Origin of the sequence: Okeania sp. SIO2F5 (assembly GCF_010692685.1) — a bacterium.
GTDB classification, from domain to species: domain Bacteria; phylum Cyanobacteriota; class Cyanobacteriia; order Cyanobacteriales; family Microcoleaceae; genus Okeania; species Okeania hirsuta.
On sequence record NZ_JAAHGU010000006.1, the window covers coordinates 140,584 to 160,108 of the forward strand.

Below are 19,525 nucleotides of genomic sequence, written 5' to 3' on the forward strand. Positions count from 1 at the left end.
CAAATTGGCAACTGACAAAAAAATATTATGAGTTTTCAAGAAGAATTTGAACTACTACTACGTTCGCGCTACTCAATAATTTATATCCAAACTAGGGAAGAAGAGCGAGTCGAAAATGCAATTATTCAATCAGCAAAAAGACAGGCTAATAGAGCGGTTTATATATGGGATTTTGTCGAAGGATATCAAAATAATCCTAATGATATAGGGTGGGGAAAAAGAAATCCTCTCCAAGGTTTAGAGCTTTTGGAAAAGTTACCGGAATCTGCTCCGGCAGTCTTTATTTTGCGTGATTTTCAAAGATTTTTGGAAGATATTTCTATTTCGAGAAAACTACGAAATTTGGCAAAAAAGTTAAAATCTCAACCTAAAAATCTAGTTATTCTTGCTCCTCAAATATCTGTTCCAGAAGATTTAACTGAAGTTATCACAATTATAGAATTCCCACTGCCAAATAGTCAAGAAATTTCCCAAGAGGTAGAACATCTATTAGTGGCAATGGGTCAATCTTTAGACAAACGTTTATTAGATGAAGTTGTTCGAGCAGCTCAAGGATTATCTATTGAAAGAATTAGAAGAGTTTTGGCTAAGGCAATTGCTACTCACGGAGAACTACAGCTTAATGATGTTGATTTAATATTAGAAGAAAAACGTCAAAATATCCGCCAAACTCAAATATTAGACTTCTATCCTGCTCGTGAAAATATTTCTGATATTGGGGGTTTAGATAACCTGAAAGATTGGTTATTGCGACGTGGAGGAGCATTTTCTGAAAGGGCCAGACAATATGGTTTGCCTCATCCAAGAGGTTTACTTTTGGTAGGAATACAAGGTACTGGCAAATCTCTTACTGCTAAAGCGATCGCTCATCATTGGCATTTGCCTCTACTACGTTTGGATGTGGGACGTTTGTTTGGAGGGTTAGTCGGAGAGTCGGAGTCTCGTACCCGACAGATGATTTCTATTGCGGAAGCTTTAGCACCTTGTGTTCTCTGGATTGATGAAATTGATAAGGGTTTTGCAGGGTTGAAAAGTCAAGGAGATGCTGGTACTACCAGTCGCGTTTTTGGTACATTTATTACTTGGTTAGCTGAGAAAAAATCTCCTGTTTTTGTGGTAGCTACTGCTAATAATATTCAATCTTTACCTCCTGAGATATTACGAAAAGGTAGGTTTGATGAAATATTTTTTGTTGGTTTGCCTAACCAAGAAGAAAGAACAGCTATTTTTGAGGTACATTTATCTCGACTAAGACCTCACAATATCAAAAATTATGATATAAATCGCCTAGCTTATGAAACTCCAGATTTTTCTGGTGCAGAAATAGAACAATCTCTAATTGAAGCTATGCACATTGGATTTAGTCAAAATCGTGAGTTTACTACTGAGGATATTTTAGAGTCTGCTAGTCAAATTATCCCTCTTGCTAGGACTGCAGAAGAACAAATCAAGTTTTTACAAGATTGGGCAGCAGCAGGTAAAGCGCGTCTTGCTTCTAGATATGGTGGCTTAAAAAGTAATTTTTAGTATTATCAATAATAATTCTATAGGACTATAAGTTTAGCAACTTTAATTTTGCTTATATATATCCAATTTTTTTGATTTCAATCTTGGAAAAAAGTCTTAAAATTATGAATTTTTATAGCTTCTTCAAATTTTTAATAGGGTTTATTTTAGCAATACTATTGCTAGCTGGTGCTAGTGCAGCAGCAGTTCTCTTCTTTGCAGCAAAACTAACGAAAATGCCAGAAAAACCAATATTTACTAATGAAAAACCTGTTGCCCAAAAAGTGAGTACGTCTTCTTCAGAAACTACAAATAAAAATTTATCTAATGAATTAGACCCAGGAGCTTATAAAGCTATTGTAGTTGAGCCTATTGGTTTAATTTTGCGGGATACTCCTAGTAGAAATGCTAATCGTATTGGTGGTGTTTCTTATCAAGAGAAAGTTATAGTTTTGGAAGAAAGTTCAGATAAAAGATGGCAAAAAGTTCGAGTGGATGATGGTAGTAATCGTACAGGATGGGTATCAGGTGGTAATACTGAAAAATTGGAGTAGATTCTCTATTATTTAATATCATTGAAGACTTACCTAATAAATATAAATATTGAGTATAAAAACATATTTATAAGTAATTATTTAATTTTTTTATTTTCTCTGCCACCTTTTCCCAACTTCTGCAAAAAATTTATCATTAAATAGTCTTGATTTGTTAAGAAATTTAGAGAAATTTTAATGTTAATTGCAAAACCAGGATAATTCCCATCTTAATTATTAATTAAGTGATAGGTTGAGACAACGTTGTTAGTTATGAATTGTTTCAAAAGTCTATCTGGGATAAATAATTATGTACAAAAATCGTTCAAACCGCGATCCATTAGTTGCTGCCGTTACTGCTGCTCTAGGAGCTGGTGTAGTGACTTCCTTTGCTGTTACTCAAGGTCAAAATCCTTTAACTGCTTTAGGAATAACTATTTTTGCCGCTTTAGTAGCTCTAATTTTTGACCGCGCAGGTTTAATTTAAGCATTTTATAGTACAACAAAATGATAGAATATTAGATAGGAAAGTTTAAATTAAATTAATCTATAGATGTTCTTTCAGTAAGTTATTGTACTAACAATTTGATACCCTAATAGTAGTTGAATAATGAACAAAGACATAAACTCAAATAGAGAAGTCTTTAAAGGAGAGAAAAGTACCTCTGTGTTAATGGGGGAAGTTGTTTGAATATTTGAAGTTATAGATTCAAATATTTCCCTCTCCTGATGAGCTAGAGATTTTATTATACATAAAGTCTCCGTCTCTGTTCATAATAATTGAATTATTATACTCTGTTAAGAATTGCTTTAATACCAAATTCATCAGAAGTTGTATAGAATAATATTTTGATCGGGGTTGACTGTAGATCGAGACAGACAAGTAGTAATAAATTTCATAATTTTGTGCCGCCTTACATAAAATTGGTATAACTTCTTTAAGATAACAAGCTCAATCAATTTAGCTTGTTACTATTAAAATTTTAGAGTCCCCCAGGAAAATTTATGGAATCTCTTGCATATATAGAATTTTTTCTGGTTAATGAAGAAAACAAAGACTTCAAACTTATTGAAGGACTTAACTGGAAAAAACTGTCTAGCTTCGCTTACATAAATTTTTTATCAATAATGATGATTAATTTAATTATTATTGATTCTAGTTGTGCTAGAAGGCCAGAAATTCTCAGTCCTGAAACAAATAGTTATTTTAATGTTAGTCAAACATACCAAGGACAAATAGCAACAAACTCTTTTTTTTCTGGCTCTTCTAACTTTAGACCAGAAAGCGATGCTATTCTTTCCCCTAATAGTGCAGTCTATCTAAGACGTGGAGATAATGCCGCAACAGTGTCTGCAGTTCAAAGAAAACTTAGAGAGTTAGGCTATTTTTCTGCTAATCTAACTGGTTATTATGGTCCTATTACAGAAAGAGCTGTAAGACAGTTCCAGCAAGACAAGGGTATTGCAGCTACAGGTCAAATTGAACCTACTACCTGGTCATTACTATTTGCAGGTAAGAGGTCTAATCAAATTCATTCTTCCCTATTAAATTCTTCAACAAGACCATTATCTTTTGGACAAGTTAGCCCTCAAGTAGCAATTATTCAAAGAAGGTTAGCAGAATTAGGGTTTTACAGAGGTCCAATCAATAGTATTTATGACCAAAATACTAGAACTGCAGTTATCAGATTTCAAAACTCTCACAGAATTACGCCTACGGGTCAGGTAGGTATTACAACTAGAGAATATTTGTTTGGCACTAGACCTGTTCCTGTGGAGAAAGTATTTCTTCGACCTGGAGAAACAGGTGTAGAGATAGGAAGATTACAACAACGTTTGAAAAATTTAGGTTATTATCAAGGACAAATAACTAACTATTTTGATCGAAGTACTGAGATAGCAGTAATTGAATTTCAAAGGAGGAATAGAATTACTCCTACAGGTATAGTAGGACCAACAACTCAATCATTTCTATTTAATCCTAGTCAAGTTCTGCCCCCAGGTCCTGTGTCTGACTCCAGGCAAAACTACACCACTAGGCAATACTCCTACTCAAGTTCTCTCAGAAGGGGTAATCGAGGTTTGGCTGTAAAACAACTCCAGATTTTGTTAACAAGATTGGGTTATTATCCTGGTGTCATTGATGGTGTTTTTGGACCTGCGACTGAGTTTGCGGTCAGACGTTTTCAGCAAGATGCGGGAACAAACGCCAGTGGAGTAGCTACAAGAAATACATTACAAGCTCTTAGGCATCCTATGATTGTTACTCCAAGTGCTTCCAAAGGGCGAGCTACTTATATAGGTAGTCAAGCAAATGTCTTAGAACTGCAAAAGAGACTTCGGCTACAAGGATTTTATTTTGGTCCGTTAAATGGAGTTTACAACTCAGAAACAAGAGTAGCAGTGGCGAAAGCTCATCTGCATTATGGTTTAAGTGCTAAAGATATTGGAAACTAATTATTAGATTTATAAATCTTTTTTTATTTACCCCACTCAGAGATTAAGTGGGGTTGTTTATTTTATTCAGAGTTTTTTTATTCAGAATTTTCTGCATCTGCAAGTGATCGTGGACAAGACCATTCACAAGATACTAGAGAAGGCCAGCCCATTCTTAGGGCTTCATAACAAATTGTATGAATAGTTAATTGACAATCTAAGAGATGTAACCCAGATTTTTCTGTCTGCTTAAGACCAATTTTTAAAATAGAATCATTCTTAAATTCAACAGTTTTATTGCATTGTACGCAGACAAGATGATGGTGATGATGGGGATAAGGTTGATTTATCTCATAATGTTTATGTCCCTCCGCTAGTTCTAGTTCTCTTAGAATTCCCATCCTTGCCATTAACTTTAAAGTTCTGTAAATGGTAGATAGACTAATTCTTTCACCCCGATTTTGTAGCATATTATAAAGATCTTCGGCACTCAGATGATTGCCTTTAGGAAGATTTTGAAAAACGTGCAAAATGGTCTCCCGTTGGGGAGTCATTCGCCAACCTTTGTCATTTAGTTCTGCTTTAAATGAAGATGGTGTGTAAAGGGCCACGGTACTTTATCAAAAATGTACGCCTATTGATAATCATACACAATAACTAAACGATTGTCAAAAAAAAGATATTATTGAAAATTGCCTGAAAATTTTTGGGAGCTTGAGAGTAATATCACGTCCGGTTGAATACTTATAAATCAGGGAGTAGGGAGCGGGAAGCAGCGATAATAGGGAGATTTGCCCTGTGTAAGAGGATAGGTTTTTTTATAACTAATTATCCGGACTTAATATCATAGACAGTAGATAGAAATACCGAATACACTTTATCCTATAGGCAAAAAAAAGATTATTTAGAGTTTGCAGAAAAACCCTTCAGAGTTTTAAAATAATAAACTTGTCGCTAAATAAAACCCTAAAAGTGGCAAAACAAAATTGTAAAATTGTGGGTTGGACTTATCAAAATTAAGCGACAAGTCTCAGGATCGATCTTCGTAATTTTGGATTAAAGGTTGAAAAACTTCTAGTTGAGAGCTTTTTATAGTATCAAAAGTAATATCTTTTTTGAAGATAAAGGAGTAAAATTCTGGGGTTGTAACAAGAAAAATTTCCCTACTTTCTGTTCCTTAAGCTAAAACTTAGGACTTTTGAGGATACCCTAATTATTAGTATTTAACCATACAATACATAGTTTAATTTTCATTAAAACTCATTAGGTAATCCTCTGTAACTATTCCAAACTTTCCACAGGAACAGGTTTCCAAACTTCACCATATTTTTCTTTCAACCCTTGCCAAGATTCTACCTGTCCAGGTTCATATTCTCCTGGTTTTCCCCATTGTAAAAATGCACTCAAAGCAATTTTATCTTCACTATCTAAGAAACGAATTGCATAAGTAGTAAAATTTCCTCTTTTTGCCTCCCCAGTCTCAAACTTTACCTGTTTAATCATATCCATGTTTAGATGGAACTCAACAATATCGGTGTGCATATTGGCATACTTGCCTTTAGGAAGTTCAGCATAAAATAACTTTTGAATTTTGCCCCTAACTTCCAATACGGCAGCAGTACTTGTCACAATTAAACGTAAAGTTCCCAATTGTTCACAAGCTTCTAAAAAATCTTTTAGGTTAGTAGTCATAGATAAAAATATTATTTAATTATTTATTTTTGGCGTTGGCGATTTAAGATATGATATAATAACTAGACAACTAGGGATAAAACTCCGTTCCGCGCTCCGCCTTACATATCGCGTAGCTAAACAAAAAAACTTTCTCCTTCTATTCTTCTCTTGTTTCTTCTTCTTTCTCCCCTCCTAACTCCTGTTCCCCTCCTGGGAGGGGTTAGGGGTGGGTTGACTCCTAAGTAATTAATACTAATATCATACACTAATTCAGCAACGTCTTATTTTTCATACTGCTCGTAAGCAGCAACTATTCTCTGTACTAGAGGATGTCGTACCACATCTGCTTGGGATAGTTCACAAATAGCAATACCCTCTACATTTCGCAGAATTTTCATAGCAACTGTTAAACCAGATTTTTGACTTAGGGGTAAATCTGTTTGAGTAATATCTCCCGTTACCACCATTCTTGAGCGGAAACCCAAGCGAGTTAATACCATTTTCATCTGAGCAGGAGTGGTATTCTGAGCTTCATCAAGAATCACGAAAGAGTTATTCAGAGTTCGACCTCTCATATATGCTAAAGGCGCAACTTCAATAGTGCCTTTCTCCATCAAAGTAGTTACTTTTTCTGGTTCTATTAATTCATAAAGAGCATCATATAGAGGTCGTAAATAGGGATTAATTTTCTGTTGCAAATCACCTGGTAAAAATCCCAATTTTTCTCCAGCTTCTACAGCAGGTCTAGTTAAAATCAAACGTTCATATTGGTTATCTAAAAGTGCTTTAACTGCTAGAAGTGCTGCCAAAAATGTTTTACCTGTACCAGCAGGACCCACACAAAAAGTCATATCGCGGGTGCGGATAGCTTGTGCATATTTTCGTTGACGGAAAGTTTTAGCACGAATTTCTAACCCACGACGGGTTTTAACTAGAACGTCTTGTTGAAGTTCTTGTAGGTCATCTTGACGGTTAGTATCAATAGCATGGCGAGCAGTGATAATTTCTACTCCAGTAATTATTTTACCATGTTTCCAGAGGCTTTCGAGCGATCGCACAATTTGTTGGCATCGTTCTATTTGAGTTGCCGTGCCACTGATAAATAATTCTTGTCCACGCAGTACAACATTTGCCCCTGTATGTCGTGCCAGTAGTTTAATATTTTCTTCCTGATAACCAGAAAGATTGATCGCGCTATCAATACTAGGCAACTCTACTCTTACTGTCTCTGTCATGCCAACATGGTTCTCCATTCCATATTTGCTAAGACTCCCTAACAAATACTTTCTGTTTTTTTATCCAAGTGCTAGCACTAGATAACCCAAAGGCTGTCACAGTTGTTGGCAGTAGCAAAGCAAGTTGCTCAATGACCGCCCAACGCAAATTTATCTTATCGGTTTTTAAACTAGGAAACCATCTATATATTTTTATCAATAAATAGTCCTCCAATCTTAGAATAATGAAAGTAATGCCCCACTATTCCTAATAAAAGTTTTAGTGGTGGCATTGTGATAATTTTTACCTCATTCCACGATCGTCTCGTTTATATATAATTGGACTTGGAGTTGTACTACGACTACGAGATACTCTTTGTCTGTTGTAGGATGGGCGACTAATTGGCATAGTCTTTCTATCATAAGTCCCTTCTTCTCGATTGCTATCAGAGTAAGAAGGAGAAGGGCGTGGTGTCTCTGAATGGTCTTCGTATATCTCCAAATGCACAGATTGACCTGCTGTTTGAGCTAATGCTGCTAACACAGTACGAACCGCTTGGATATTACGTCCTCCACGACCATATACTCGTCCTTTTTCGAGTTCATCAAAAGCTAGACGAATCCAGGCTTTTGCTTGCCGAGGATTTACTTCACAGTCCACTCGTAAAGACTCTGGTGAATCTAGAAATGGCTCAATTAAAAATCTTACTATTTCCGCGTAATCAGGGTTAGCTGAGTGAGAATTATTCCTCAGACTCGGTAGCTGCTGTTTCAGTTGACTCACTGTCACTGGTTTGGCTGGCTTCGGTATTGGCAGTTTCTTCGCTTGGTTGATTATTGGCAATGGCTTCTGTCGATTCTGCATGGGAAACTGATACGTTCTCTTGGGTGTTAATTCCGGTTCTTGGTGATTCAAGGACATTAGCTTTTCTCAATATGTCACGCACTGTTTGTGTTGGTTGAGCGCCTTGTTCAAGACGTCTGGTAATTCCTGGTACATCTAGCCTAGTTTCATCTGTTCTGGGATTGTAAAAGCCGAGTTCTTCTAATGGACGGCCATCACGTCGGGAACTGCTGTTCATTGCTACTATCCGGTAGCTAGTCTCCCGTTTTTTTCCATATTTCTTTAATCGCAGTTTGATCATTTCGAGTGATTATACTCCTGTTTGGAATTGTAAGCTATTATGTTTCATGGTAACGAAGAAATTATTAGGCATCTTTTGTCAAATTTACAGTTTGCCACCATATATTTATATTTTAGGACTCTTAATACCTGCTACCGTATTCTTAAAGTTGCCCAAAGCCCTTTTTCTTTTTCTGTTTCTTTTTCTTTTTGCCACCACCCATACCGGGGTAGTTTGGCAATCCTGGAGGTGTTCTGCCTCCTAGCATTCCTGGCATTCCCATACCTGGCATTCCTGGCATCCCCATACCTGGCATTCCTCCTTGGCCCATTTGTTGCATGAGCGATCGCATTTTTTGGAAGTCACTCACCAGTTTACTAACATCTTTTTCAGCATAACCTGAACCACGAGCAATACGTTTTCGTCGAGAAGGAGACTTGGCTAAAAGTTCTGGGGTTTGGCGCTCTTGCTTTGTCATTGAATTAATCATTGACTCACAGCGTTTGAGTTGAGTTTCTCCCTGCTGTAACTGATCGTCACTCAATTTATTCATTCCAGGAATTAATTTCATAATTCCTCCCAGAGAACCCATGTTCTTCATGAGTCGCGTTTGCTTCAGGAAGTCAGTAAAGTCAAACTTAGCTGAGAGAATTTTCTCTTGCATTTTTTCTGCATCAGCTATGTCAAACTCTTCCTGAGCTTTTTCTACCAGGGTCAGTACATCTCCCATCCCCAGAATCCGAGAAGCCATCCTCTCTGGGTAGAAAGGTTGTAGGGCTTCTACTTTTTCTCCCACCCCCACAAATTTTATGGGCTGACCAGAAATTCTACGTACTGATAATGCTGCCCCACCTCTTGTATCCCCGTCCATTTTTGTGAGGATTGCCCCTGTAATCCCAATTTGATCGTTGAAGGTACGGGTTAATGTTGCCGCTTCTTGACCTGTCATTGCATCCACTACTAGTAATGTTTCTTGGGGCTTAACTGCTGCTTTAATTTTGGCGAGCTCCGCCATCATATCTTGGTCAATCTGTAGCCGACCTGCTGTATCTATAATTACAGTATCTATGCCCTCTGTCTTTGCTTTTTCAACACCTTTTTGAGCAATTTCTACAGGATCTATATCTATGCCTAATTCAAATACGGATACATCTATCTGCTTACCTAGAGTAACTAGCTGGTCTATAGCAGCAGGTCTATAGATATCAGTAGCTACTAGCAAGGTACTTCTGTCTTGCTTCCGTAGATGTAAGGCCAATTTAGCTGAGGCAGTGGTTTTACCTGTCCCTTGTAAACCTGCCATCAGAACAATAGTTGGTGCTTGTTCAGCTTTTGCTAGGGGAGCATTGGTTTCTCCCATGACGCGCACTAGCTCATCATGGACTATTTTGATGAACTGTTGATCTGGCCTTACTCCTGTTAATACATCTGCCCCTTTAGCCTTATTGCTAACCTCGGCTATAAAGTCTTTCACAACCTGTAAGTTAACATCTGCCTCTAATAGAGCACGACGGACTTCTCGTAGGGCTTCTTGAATATTGGAGTCTGTAATTTTATCTTGACCCCTTAGTTTTTTCCAGGCGACTTCTAAGCGGTCGGCAAGGGCTTCAAACATAAAGCAATTTCAGCTAGCTAGTAGTAGTTTTTTATTATATATCATCTGAAAGGTTTTTTCTTTTTTTTACCTAACTTTTTTTCCAACTGTGAAATTCAAAGCGTTCTGAACATAGACAGTTAGCTTCTGTTTAAATTTTATTTATTGCTTCTTTAAAGTAAAAAAAATTTTCGTTAAATCATTGCTTTTTCTCTTTTACAACAATGTAATCTTTTATTCCTAACCTAATTTCCTATTTCCATAATCGATAACTATTTTGGTTTTTTATTCAGCTCTTCATAGATATATAGAAAATTCAGTGCATATTTTTTTCATATCTGCAATGTTGGATATCTTTCAATATTTTTAGTACAAAATATTTCTCGGCATTTTTTGTAGCAAAACAAAAATTATATAATTTACTTCTTCAAAACAACATAAATCACGATTTTCTAACTTTAACTCTACTCAATATTCAAGCAAATCGTAAATATTAATCTATATCTTTATCTTTAATTATATTATATTTACCATAGTGTATATATTCTGTCAATAGTTTCCATTTTATGGGGTTTTACCCATAATATTATTAACCTATCAGTAAATATTTGTCCAGTATCAAGCTTACTTGTCCAGATATATAGCTTCGATCTTGGATTTTATGGCCTATTATTAAAAACTCGGCCTAGTTTAAGATCGTATATATAACCCATTTGAGAGTTATCTAATTGATATAGTTTAAACATGGGGAGATGGGGAGATAGGGATATGGGAGCATTTTTCTACCTGCTTGGTGCGCGTTCCCTTGCGCCGTGCGAAGGCGCGGGGTCGCATCTGCTTTTTCCCCTATTCTATTTCTGAATTTCCTGACTTCACCAGGACTGAGTTCTGAATTCTATGCCAAAAACACATACCGTGTGCAAAGAGACCAAATGGGTTCTCATAGATACATAAAATAAATATTCAAAACATCAGGTGTAAAACAGATGCATACTTCCAAACAAAAAATTACAGATAAACATAACAAATATTATACAAAAGCTTTACCAGGGAAAACTTCTTCCATCCCAAACCATCAAAACAGTGAGGATATCAATATAGAGCAACTATTGCAAGCTCTAGCATCTCAACTATCCAATCACCATAATCAAGTCGATCAACTAAAAATTTGGAGACAAATAATAGAGCGACTTGAAGATTTTCCACACCAAAGCAGAATATTAACAGCAATTGTAGAACCAAGTAACCTCAGCATTAAATATGCTAATCGTGCTTTTTGCCAGCTAATGGGAATGAATCAGATCGATGAAATAGAATCAAAGCAAAACATTAAGCTGAATGAGTTGGTAAGTGATTGGGAGAAAACAGAACTAGAAAAAATTTACCGCCTGCAAATTTTGCACTGGATACTCAAAGAACTTTATCAAATAAATACAGCAAATCTACAATTTCAACATTATTCAATCATATCAACCATTAATTGCCCACAAAACTCAGAACCACAGTATATAGAATTCTGGTTTTGTTGCTCACAACAAAAAGTACAAAGAGTTGAGAAAACTGTAGACGATTTTACAGATATCAATTTCCAATCAATGTCAACATCTGAACAAATAGCTTGGTTGATACAACCGGGAAATCTAGAAATTTTAGCCCAACAGTTAAAATTGGAAAATTTCCAACTAGAGGGTTTGTTTTTACTCGAAGGATTGGATGTAACTGTTAAAGAACAAAAACGAAGACTAACTCAACTGTTAGTAGAACCAGAATCATTGATGCAGCAAGAAAAATTTCAGCAAATTGACAAACAAATGCGGTCGCTATTCCGGGCAGATGATATGATTCTACTGCGCAATGAAGGAGAAAAACAACTAAAATTATTCATCAGCAGTGAGTATTTAACAACAAGCAACTATCCTGGACTATATTCCACACAGAGTCTAGAGGATTCTCCAATCTTCAAAACTGCTAAAGATAATCAAATTCAGAATATTCCCGACCTGAAGATACATTGTCAAACTGAGTGTGAACAAAATCTATATCAAAAAGGAGTTCGCTCCTTGCTACTAATTCCTCTAGTAATTAAAGCTGCCTGTCCACAAGATAGTTCTGGACTTCAAGCAGTTTTGGGAATAGTAGGATTAACTAGCAAGCTCCCCAACAATTTTTATACCTCTGATTACAAACACGCTCAGGAACTTATTTCACCTTTAACCACTGCGGTTCGTCAAACAATTCAACAACGGTTCACAAATATTCGTAATATTCACCCGGCAGTTGAATGGCGATTTTTGCAAGAAGCAGAACGCCGTCGTTGGGGATTACCGCCAGAAATAATCGTTTTTGAAGATGTCTATCCTCTTTATGGTATCTGTGATATTCGTGGATCTTCCAGCGAACGCAATCGAGCAATTCAAACCGATCTGCTGACACAATTTTGCTTAGGATTGACAATTGTCGAAACTGTTTGTCAAATCAAAGATAGTGCTTTTTGTCAGCAACTACGGCAAGATCTGTTGGAATATATTAAGTCTCTAGAAGCAAAAGTATCAGTGGATAGTGAAATTACAGCGAGAGATTATCTACATTTACATTTAGAAATCTACTTTGATTATTTTGTGGAATGTGGAGATGCTGTTAAAACTGCTGTAGAAGCTTATCGAGCTGCTTGTAGCAATGAACATCATAGCGTATATCAAGCTCGCGATCGCTACGACCAGATGTTGCACAAAATTAACTACCATCTTCAAAATACTTGGGAAAAGTGGCAAAAGCAGATGCAGCAAATTATACCCCACCATTGTGATTTTGAGGCTACCGATGGCATAGACCACATGATGTATCTGGGGAAATCTATTAATCCTAAATTTAGTCAATTTCATCTCTGTAGTTTGCGTTATGAGCAACTACGAGCAATTTGTGATTGTGCTAGAACAATTTTGCGCCTGAAAGCTGAATCTGAGGAAGTTACTTTGGGAGTTGTGCATCTGATCTTAGTACAGAATTCTACAATTGATATTTATCACAATGAAAGTACAGAAAGATTGTTTGATGTCAAAGGTAGTCGCGATATTCGTTATGAAATTGTTAAAAAGCGAATTGACAAAGGTGTGGATCAGGAAACAAAGGAGCGGATAACTCAGCCAGGGATGTTGACTGTGGTTTATTCTACTGATGAAGAGTGGCAAGAATATCAACAGTATTTCCGTTATCTAGTTCGTGAAGGTTGGGTGGAGGATAAATTTGAGAGTGGTTTGGTTGAACCTCTACAGGGAGTAAGTGGTTTACGGTTTGTTCGAGCAAAGGTACTGTTGCCTGAAGAAGCTACATCTACTAAGTAGGTCGATAAAGTTGGCGTTGTCAGAAAAGAAGATGATTGAGAGAATGATCAGCGTGTAAAGTTCAAGGAAAAATGCAATGGAATGTCCAGAATGCCACAGTTACCACATCCATAAAAATGGTCACGCGAAAAGGTAAACAAAATTATAGCAATGTGCGCTGGCATATTTACAAATTACAAGAACTGTCCAGTAGCTAAAAGTCTTATATTATAGGTTTTTTATTCCCCCTTCCGGAGCTGTTGCCTTCCAGAGCTGTTGCCTGCGCACAGCGCTATATCTCTGTGTCAAGTGTGGCCGTCAATTGATCCCAGAATATCAACCCATACGGATATAGTGATGATGCCAAACGCAACTGCTGGAAAATGTATGTTAATGGCATGGGTTTTCGTGCCATAGAGAGAATTACAGGAGTTTCACGCACAACTATTATAGATGGGGTTAAACTCGTGGGAACACTTCTACCAGATACCTATGAGGCAGAAACTATGCCAGAGGTAGGAGAATTGGAGCAACTGGAAACCTTTGTTGGAAAAAAAAATCAAATCTGGCAGAGGAGCTGCTGTTGGGTGAGGGATGGTAATCCAGTTTATAGCAAATTTATTCCAGCAGGAGATCAGATTGTGAGCAAGACTTACATGACTGGTGTAGAGGAAGAAAATACACCTTTACGTCATTACTGAGCTAGGTATAGTAACGTTTCTCAAATGTTTACTGCGGAGCAATCCGAACTGGTCCAAATATTCCCGTCAAATAGATGCCACCATCAGGAGTGGGCATTGCAAATGTGCCACCAGTATTAAATTTGACGCTCTGACCGAAAGAGATGTCAGCGACCTTTTCTCCAGTCTCCCAATCAAATCCAACCAATCCGTACACGCCCTCTCCTACGGTTGCAAGGTAGGCCGTGCCATCCTTGACAGAAACAGGCGAAAGCGTCCAAGTGAAAGTCTTTTCATCATAGACCCAATCGCTCTTGAATTCGTTGTTCTGCCAATCCCAACTGAACTTTTCAGCACCACGAGGAGCTGGACGTGTTAATCCCATCGTCACCTGAGTTGAAACCAGATCAAATTCTCCATCTAAGTAGACAGGTTCGGGAAACTCTGAAGCAAACATCATCATGCCATTTCCGAAGACGTGCGGCGACCATTCAATTGTTGTCGCAACCGGAAAAGAAAGCGGAATAGACGCAGCAGTTCTCTGAGTCTTCGCGCCTTCTACTTTTTTGGCATCCTCTGGTATTTCATCACGCCAGAAAGCCACTGCTTTTACCGGATCGCCTTGATCGGCGATTATTACAAGTTTGTCCTCTTCCTCTCCAAATCCCAGCAATGTTGGGGTCGTGCCGCTGCCATTTGAAAGAGACCCCTCTTTTTTCACCCAGTCATAGGGTTCTTTCCAAGCGCCATCTGCTTCCTCTAGGGATATATCGGTGCCAGTCCAAACGAGTTTTCTCATGTACTGGTCTGTGACGACGTAAATACCACCTTTCTCATCTACACTGACGCCGTTATCAACAATTTCACCAGGGATTGGGGCGATCTTGACATTAGACATATCGCGGTCTACAATCGCAATTGCTCCTGCCATGGCCACTACAATCTTTCCGTCATAGGTCATATTTACCCCAAGGAAACGGCTAATCTGCTCTTGCAAATCCTCAGGCGCATCCAGGCGAAGGTCTCTGGAGTTCACAATTTCGATTTCAGAAGCAGGATCATCAGGTGATATATCGCCGACTTTTATCAGTTCTGTTCCATACCCTGGGTAGTAAAAGCCATCCACATCCATCATCGTGTAGAGGCCGTTAGACCAATTTTCCGTTTTGATTCCAGTCTCTCGCACTACCGGTTGCAAACGAGCGAGTAAGGTTTCCTCATCTGTCTCTGCAGCATCAAGGTCATCAACCAGACTCGCTGTTTCTTCTTGTGACAGGTACTGTTGTTCAAAGCCGGGAATTTGAATTTCCGAGACGAGTTGAAGTCCGCCATTATCAAACAAATATTTGGCAACCCGTCCCAGTCCCGAAACAAAAATCACCTCGCTGCCATCGGGGTATTTTCGATATGCCAAACCGGTATTTCCAATACCACCGGGAGCAAAGGTGACATCCTCTGGTTCTACTTCGACCTCACCTTTCCAGGCAGGAAATTCGATTATGTCTGTTTGCGCAACATTGAAATGAATTATCGGGTAGAAACTCTCCTGGATCAGTCAGGGATTAACAGGGGGGAGGTCGGCACGGGCCGTTCCCGGAGCAAATATCACCAGCAATACTGTTATTGCAAGGATTGTCGCTTTAGTAAGAATTTTATGATACATTGAGTGATCCCTTGATAAAGTAGAACTAAATCATCGTAATACTATCGATAGTACAAAGTCTCAAAAGTTTTGCTGACGGATAGCTTCGATTCAAAGTGAAAGTTTGTAGGGAAACTGGGCAATAGTAACCTTATTTGTTTACTGATTTTATCATGTTTATAGAACCCATTTTAAGATATTCCAAGGAAATTAAGGTTTGAAACTTCTCAGTGGTTGGGGGTTGAAAACCTCTAAAATCTTACTTTTGACTTTAAATTTTCCCTATTTCCCTAATACATATTCATCGAAATAGCATTACTTATTAATTAAAATTTCAACAACTTTATTAAGTTCTACAGAATGAGAAGCCTTAAAAAGAACCCGATCGCCTGGTTGTAAAAACTCCTGCAAATGTGTTGCTAATTTCTGATGAACATCATTAGAACTAATATTTTCTACCTCTATAAACTGCAAACCAGCAGCACCAATAGCCATTGCCTGTGCTTCTTCAAAATCTGCCAAAATAAATAAACCATCAATATTCAAATCTCGCACAACATGACCAACTTGTTGATGAAATAAAACTGATTTATCCCCTAATTCTTTCATCGTTCCTAACACAGCAACATGACGTTTTCCCGGAGTTTCAACTAACAAATTCAGAGCAGCTATCATCGACTCTAAACCAGCATTATAACTTTCATCTAAAATCACAATATCATTCTCTAAATCATATCTTTTTGCCCTGCCTCCTGGTAATTGAACCGATAAATTATTAGTCAAAGGTTCAAACAAAGTTTTTGTCGAAATATTTTTTCCATGTAGCACTTTCAACACTGCCAATGCTGCCAAATAATTAGAAGCATTATGACTACCAGGTAAAGGTAAAGGTAAATCTACACCCTCAACATTTATAGTTTGAGAACCAATTAATTTTCCCTGTAAATCTCCACCTTCTAAACCATAAGTAAAAGTTTCTCCAGACCAAACTTTAGCCGCAGTTTCTATCAACCGTTGATTATCATAATTCAGAATAGCAATACTATTATTAGACATTTCTCTTAATAATTCACACTTAGCTTCAGCGATCGCTTCAACAGAACCCAAACGACCAATATGAGCAGTACCAACATTAGTAATTAAGCCAATTGTCGGATTGGCAATATGTGTTAATTCTGCTATTTCCCCTGGTCCTCGCATTGCCATCTCTACCACAGCATAATTATCATCAGAGGAAAGTCTTAGTAGAGTTTTAGGCACACCTATTTCATTATTATAGTTAGCTTCAGTTTTCAGAACTTGACCCTGAGTAGTCAAGACTTGAGCAATTAATTCCTTAGTAGTAGTTTTACCCACTGAACCTGTTACCGCAATTACAGGAATAGCAAACCGATCTCGCCACCAACGAGCAATTTTTTGGTAAGCTTCTAAAGTATTTTCTACTTGTAATATAGTTACGCTATTTGACTCTTGTGTAACTCTATTCTTTAAGGTATATTCTTCCTCAACAATGATACAAGAAGCCCCTTTTTCCATTGCCTGTTTCACAAATTTATGGCCATCAAACTTTTCACCTCGTAATGCCACAAATCCTTCACCAGATTGTAAGTTACGAGTGTCTGTATTTATGCCTGTAATTAATGTTTTTTCAGGAATCTGAAAATTTTTAAGTGTTGTAGCAGCCAAGATTTCAATTAATTGAGATAAGGTAATGTGACAGACCATAACGATTGGCAGTCCTACTCAAATATGTATAATAATTATATTAGAGTATTTATTATTTTTGAAGTCAATTTATTTTTTGAGAGATAACTGAGCAATCAGGAAAAAATAAAAAGTATAAATAATTCTCTAGGGGAAAAAAAATTTTAAGTTTGGTAAATTTTGTCATAATTTAGAGCTGACACCAGACAAAATAACTAAAACTTTGCCGAGCAAGGATTAATAAAATTTAGACTATCTTATGTATATTACAATCAGTAACGAAAAATTTGTATGGAGTGGGAAGTAGATGCTACTAATAAATCAGTAAAATCAAAATTGACCGATGTAGGAGAGTTTTTAATCAAGCAAAATCTTTACTGAAACTTCACACAAATTCAGTAAGTTTTTAAGATAATGAAAGTTATGGGTTTTAGTCAACTGTAGGGTATCGATGTTAGGTATAGAATAATCTAAGGGTTTTAATACTGAGTTATAGATAAAAATTATACCTAGTATAGTAAAGTAAATATCAACCTAAAATTTGGAATTAAATATACAATTTTATACAAACTATAGACGCTAATTAATCGTCAAACTAGCCCTAGAAGATAAAAATCTTAAAGTAGGTAGGAAGTATATAAAATGAAAAATATTATGGACGAATATAACAAATACAAATCTCAAGATGAACAAGATATCTATAACCATTTTATCCAATTGATAGATCTAAAGTCTTCAAAAGAAGTAATTGAAAGATTTAGAATGTTATTTATTAATGGTTCGGGATATCCTGACAGAGAAATATCTCAAGCACTAGATAGAATTACAGCATTGCCAGAAATTGAAGAAGATTTTAATTTTATCTTAAATCGCTGCTGTCATATAGTTATCAATAGAAAACAACCATATAACTATAAAAAAGATGTTTTACTAGACTTAATGAAGCTTTTCGCTCGAGTTGAAAATCAACCAGCACGCCGCCACTACTACGGTTCTCATAATAGTAAGAAATTATTAGAACTGGTTCAAGCATTCACAAGAAGCGAGCAATATCTCTCCTTAAAACGCTTAACAGAATTAATTAACCAACAAACAGGAAGTTGCAGAAACACTAATAGTGCTCTAGCTCAACCTTTAAGAACTCTAATTCCACGCTATCCTTACATATACCAACATTGTTTAGTTACTCCAGATAGTAGTTATGAACACCAACAAGTTATCAGAAAAATTCAACGACAGAAACAAAGAAAATTTGAAATAGACTTATCCAAATATGTAACTCATAAAATTAGACAGAGAGTAGTAACAACTGCCTCTGAAAGAGAAGCTGCACTTTCAAACTTGACAGCATTTCCTTGGGAAGGCACCAACAATATTCAAAATCCTACTCTTTTGAGCGAGCGGGAAGTATTATCAGCAATTAAAAAATTTGTAGGTAAAGTTGAAAATGGTAATAACTATCGAGATAATGCAAAAAGTTTCCTAACCCATGTCAGACAACCTCAATCCTATCGTTCTTTTAAAGAAAGTTTCTATGAATATTTAAGTACATCTTTTGATGTAGATTCCAAATCTATTAAGCATCAGTTTCAAGATAAACTATATAAGCAGCTAAAAAATACTATGTCTCACAGTAATGACAAACAGTTTAATGACTTTTTGCTGATGAGAACTTGTAATCAAATGTTAGGATATCTAGTTGTAGAAAGTACCCAAAAACCACAACACTTTCTATTTCTCAATCTAATGGGTAACCTGGGTCCGATCACAACAACTGGCCTTTTACTGAAAATAGTTTTGGTCTGCTATAGAGTCAAACCATACCTAGAAAAACGATTTTCTATACTATTTAACCATTACGAATCACATACTAGAGAAACAGTTATGTGGTTAGTTAAAGCTCTAGAAAATATGCAGGTTGCTTTAAGTACTAACTTTGGTAGGGTTGATTTATCTTTGATTCGTTAGAATATTTTAAATAAGCAATCAGCACTTAGCAGTAAATGTTTAGAAGGAGATTTTAACCCCTCCGCGTACCTTCCGGTTTATAGAAGAAACCGGGGACTTAAACAGAGCTACTAAAAGCTGTTAAAGCTTC

15 protein-coding genes and 2 pseudogenes are annotated in these 19,525 nt (G+C 36.8%); 7 read left to right on the top strand and 10 right to left on the bottom strand.

Features of this window, described 5'->3' with window-relative positions:
• The first annotated feature begins 27 nt into the window (after window positions 1–27).
• From F6K27_RS03690 to F6K27_RS03705, 4 genes are all read left to right on the top strand, one after another.
• On the top strand, window positions 28–1,527 hold the full coding sequence (locus F6K27_RS03690) for an AAA family ATPase (protein WP_287273989.1): 1,500 nt from the start codon (window positions 28–30) through the stop codon (window positions 1,525–1,527).
• 104 nt (window positions 1,528–1,631) lie between these two features.
• Window positions 1,632–2,060, top strand: a complete 429-nt coding sequence (locus F6K27_RS03695; protein ID WP_287273991.1) for an SH3 domain-containing protein — start codon at window positions 1,632–1,634, stop codon at window positions 2,058–2,060.
• Window positions 2,061–2,349: 289 nt separating this feature from the next.
• The gene (locus tag F6K27_RS03700) at window positions 2,350–2,526 is read left to right on the top strand and encodes a hypothetical protein (RefSeq protein WP_287273993.1); all 177 of its coding nucleotides are present in this window, start codon (window positions 2,350–2,352) and stop codon (window positions 2,524–2,526) included.
• Window positions 2,527–3,044: 518 nt separating this feature from the next.
• On the top strand, window positions 3,045–4,496 hold the full coding sequence (locus F6K27_RS03705) for a peptidoglycan-binding protein (protein ID WP_287273995.1): 1,452 nt from the start codon (window positions 3,045–3,047) through the stop codon (window positions 4,494–4,496).
• A 77-nt stretch (window positions 4,497–4,573) separates the two neighbouring features.
• On the opposite strand, the gene F6K27_RS03710 is transcribed toward F6K27_RS03705, so the two are convergent.
• From F6K27_RS03710 to ffh, 8 genes and pseudogenes are all read right to left on the bottom strand, one after another.
• Window positions 4,574–5,086, bottom strand: coding sequence for a transcriptional repressor (locus tag F6K27_RS03710; RefSeq protein ID WP_287273997.1), 513 nt, complete (start codon window positions 5,084–5,086; stop codon window positions 4,574–4,576).
• Between the two features lie 670 nt (window positions 5,087–5,756).
• The gene (locus tag F6K27_RS03715) at window positions 5,757–6,167 is read right to left on the bottom strand and encodes a ChuX/HutX family heme-like substrate-binding protein (RefSeq protein ID WP_124147120.1); all 411 of its coding nucleotides are present in this window, start codon (window positions 6,165–6,167) and stop codon (window positions 5,757–5,759) included.
• A 116-nt stretch (window positions 6,168–6,283) separates the two neighbouring features.
• On the bottom strand, window positions 6,284–6,415 hold the full coding sequence (locus tag F6K27_RS03720; RefSeq protein ID WP_287286804.1) for a hypothetical protein: 132 nt from the start codon (window positions 6,413–6,415) through the stop codon (window positions 6,284–6,286).
• A 15-nt stretch (window positions 6,416–6,430) separates the two neighbouring features.
• A complete protein-coding gene (locus F6K27_RS03725) occupies window positions 6,431–7,384 on the bottom strand; it encodes a PhoH family protein (RefSeq protein ID WP_287240666.1) in 954 nt (317 codons plus the stop codon).
• A 28-nt stretch (window positions 7,385–7,412) separates the two neighbouring features.
• Complete coding sequence (locus tag F6K27_RS03730; RefSeq protein ID WP_287273999.1) at window positions 7,413–7,583, bottom strand: hypothetical protein; 171 nt, start codon at window positions 7,581–7,583, stop codon at window positions 7,413–7,415.
• An 84-nt stretch (window positions 7,584–7,667) separates the two neighbouring features.
• Window positions 7,668–8,147: a KH domain-containing protein gene (locus tag F6K27_RS03735; protein WP_192901299.1), complete on the bottom strand. Its 480-nt coding sequence runs from the start codon at window positions 8,145–8,147 to the stop codon at window positions 7,668–7,670.
• A 91-nt stretch (window positions 8,148–8,238) separates the two neighbouring features.
• Window positions 8,239–8,508, bottom strand: a pseudogene (rpsP, locus tag F6K27_RS33510) (30S ribosomal protein S16); the annotation flags it as partial.
• Between the two features lie 142 nt (window positions 8,509–8,650).
• Window positions 8,651–10,102 (bottom strand): signal recognition particle protein, encoded by a 1,452-nt coding sequence (gene ffh / locus F6K27_RS03745; protein ID WP_124145993.1) that lies wholly within the window; start codon window positions 10,100–10,102, stop codon window positions 8,651–8,653.
• A gap of 965 nt (window positions 10,103–11,067) precedes the next feature.
• Here ffh and F6K27_RS03750 point away from each other — a divergent pair.
• A complete protein-coding gene (locus tag F6K27_RS03750) occupies window positions 11,068–13,422 on the top strand; it encodes a GAF domain-containing protein (protein WP_287274001.1) in 2,355 nt (784 codons plus the stop codon).
• Between the two features lie 566 nt (window positions 13,423–13,988).
• Window positions 13,989–14,099 (top strand): annotated as a pseudogene (locus F6K27_RS34285) (IS1 family transposase); the annotation flags it as partial.
• 31 nt (window positions 14,100–14,130) lie between these two features.
• Here the strand turns inward: F6K27_RS34285 and F6K27_RS03760 are convergent.
• Both F6K27_RS03760 and murF read right to left on the bottom strand, forming a co-directional pair.
• Entirely contained in the window at window positions 14,131–15,495 is a 1,365-nt protein-coding gene (locus F6K27_RS03760; protein ID WP_287274003.1) for a hypothetical protein, read from the bottom strand.
• Window positions 15,496–16,038: 543 nt separating this feature from the next.
• Window positions 16,039–17,448, bottom strand: coding sequence for a UDP-N-acetylmuramoyl-tripeptide--D-alanyl-D-alanine ligase (gene murF / locus F6K27_RS03765; protein ID WP_287274005.1), 1,410 nt, complete (start codon window positions 17,446–17,448; stop codon window positions 16,039–16,041).
• A 621-nt stretch (window positions 17,449–18,069) separates the two neighbouring features.
• Here murF and F6K27_RS03770 point away from each other — a divergent pair.
• The gene (locus F6K27_RS03770; RefSeq protein ID WP_124145999.1) at window positions 18,070–19,395 is read left to right on the top strand and encodes a hypothetical protein; all 1,326 of its coding nucleotides are present in this window, start codon (window positions 18,070–18,072) and stop codon (window positions 19,393–19,395) included.
• The last annotated feature ends 130 nt before the right edge of the window (window positions 19,396–19,525 follow it).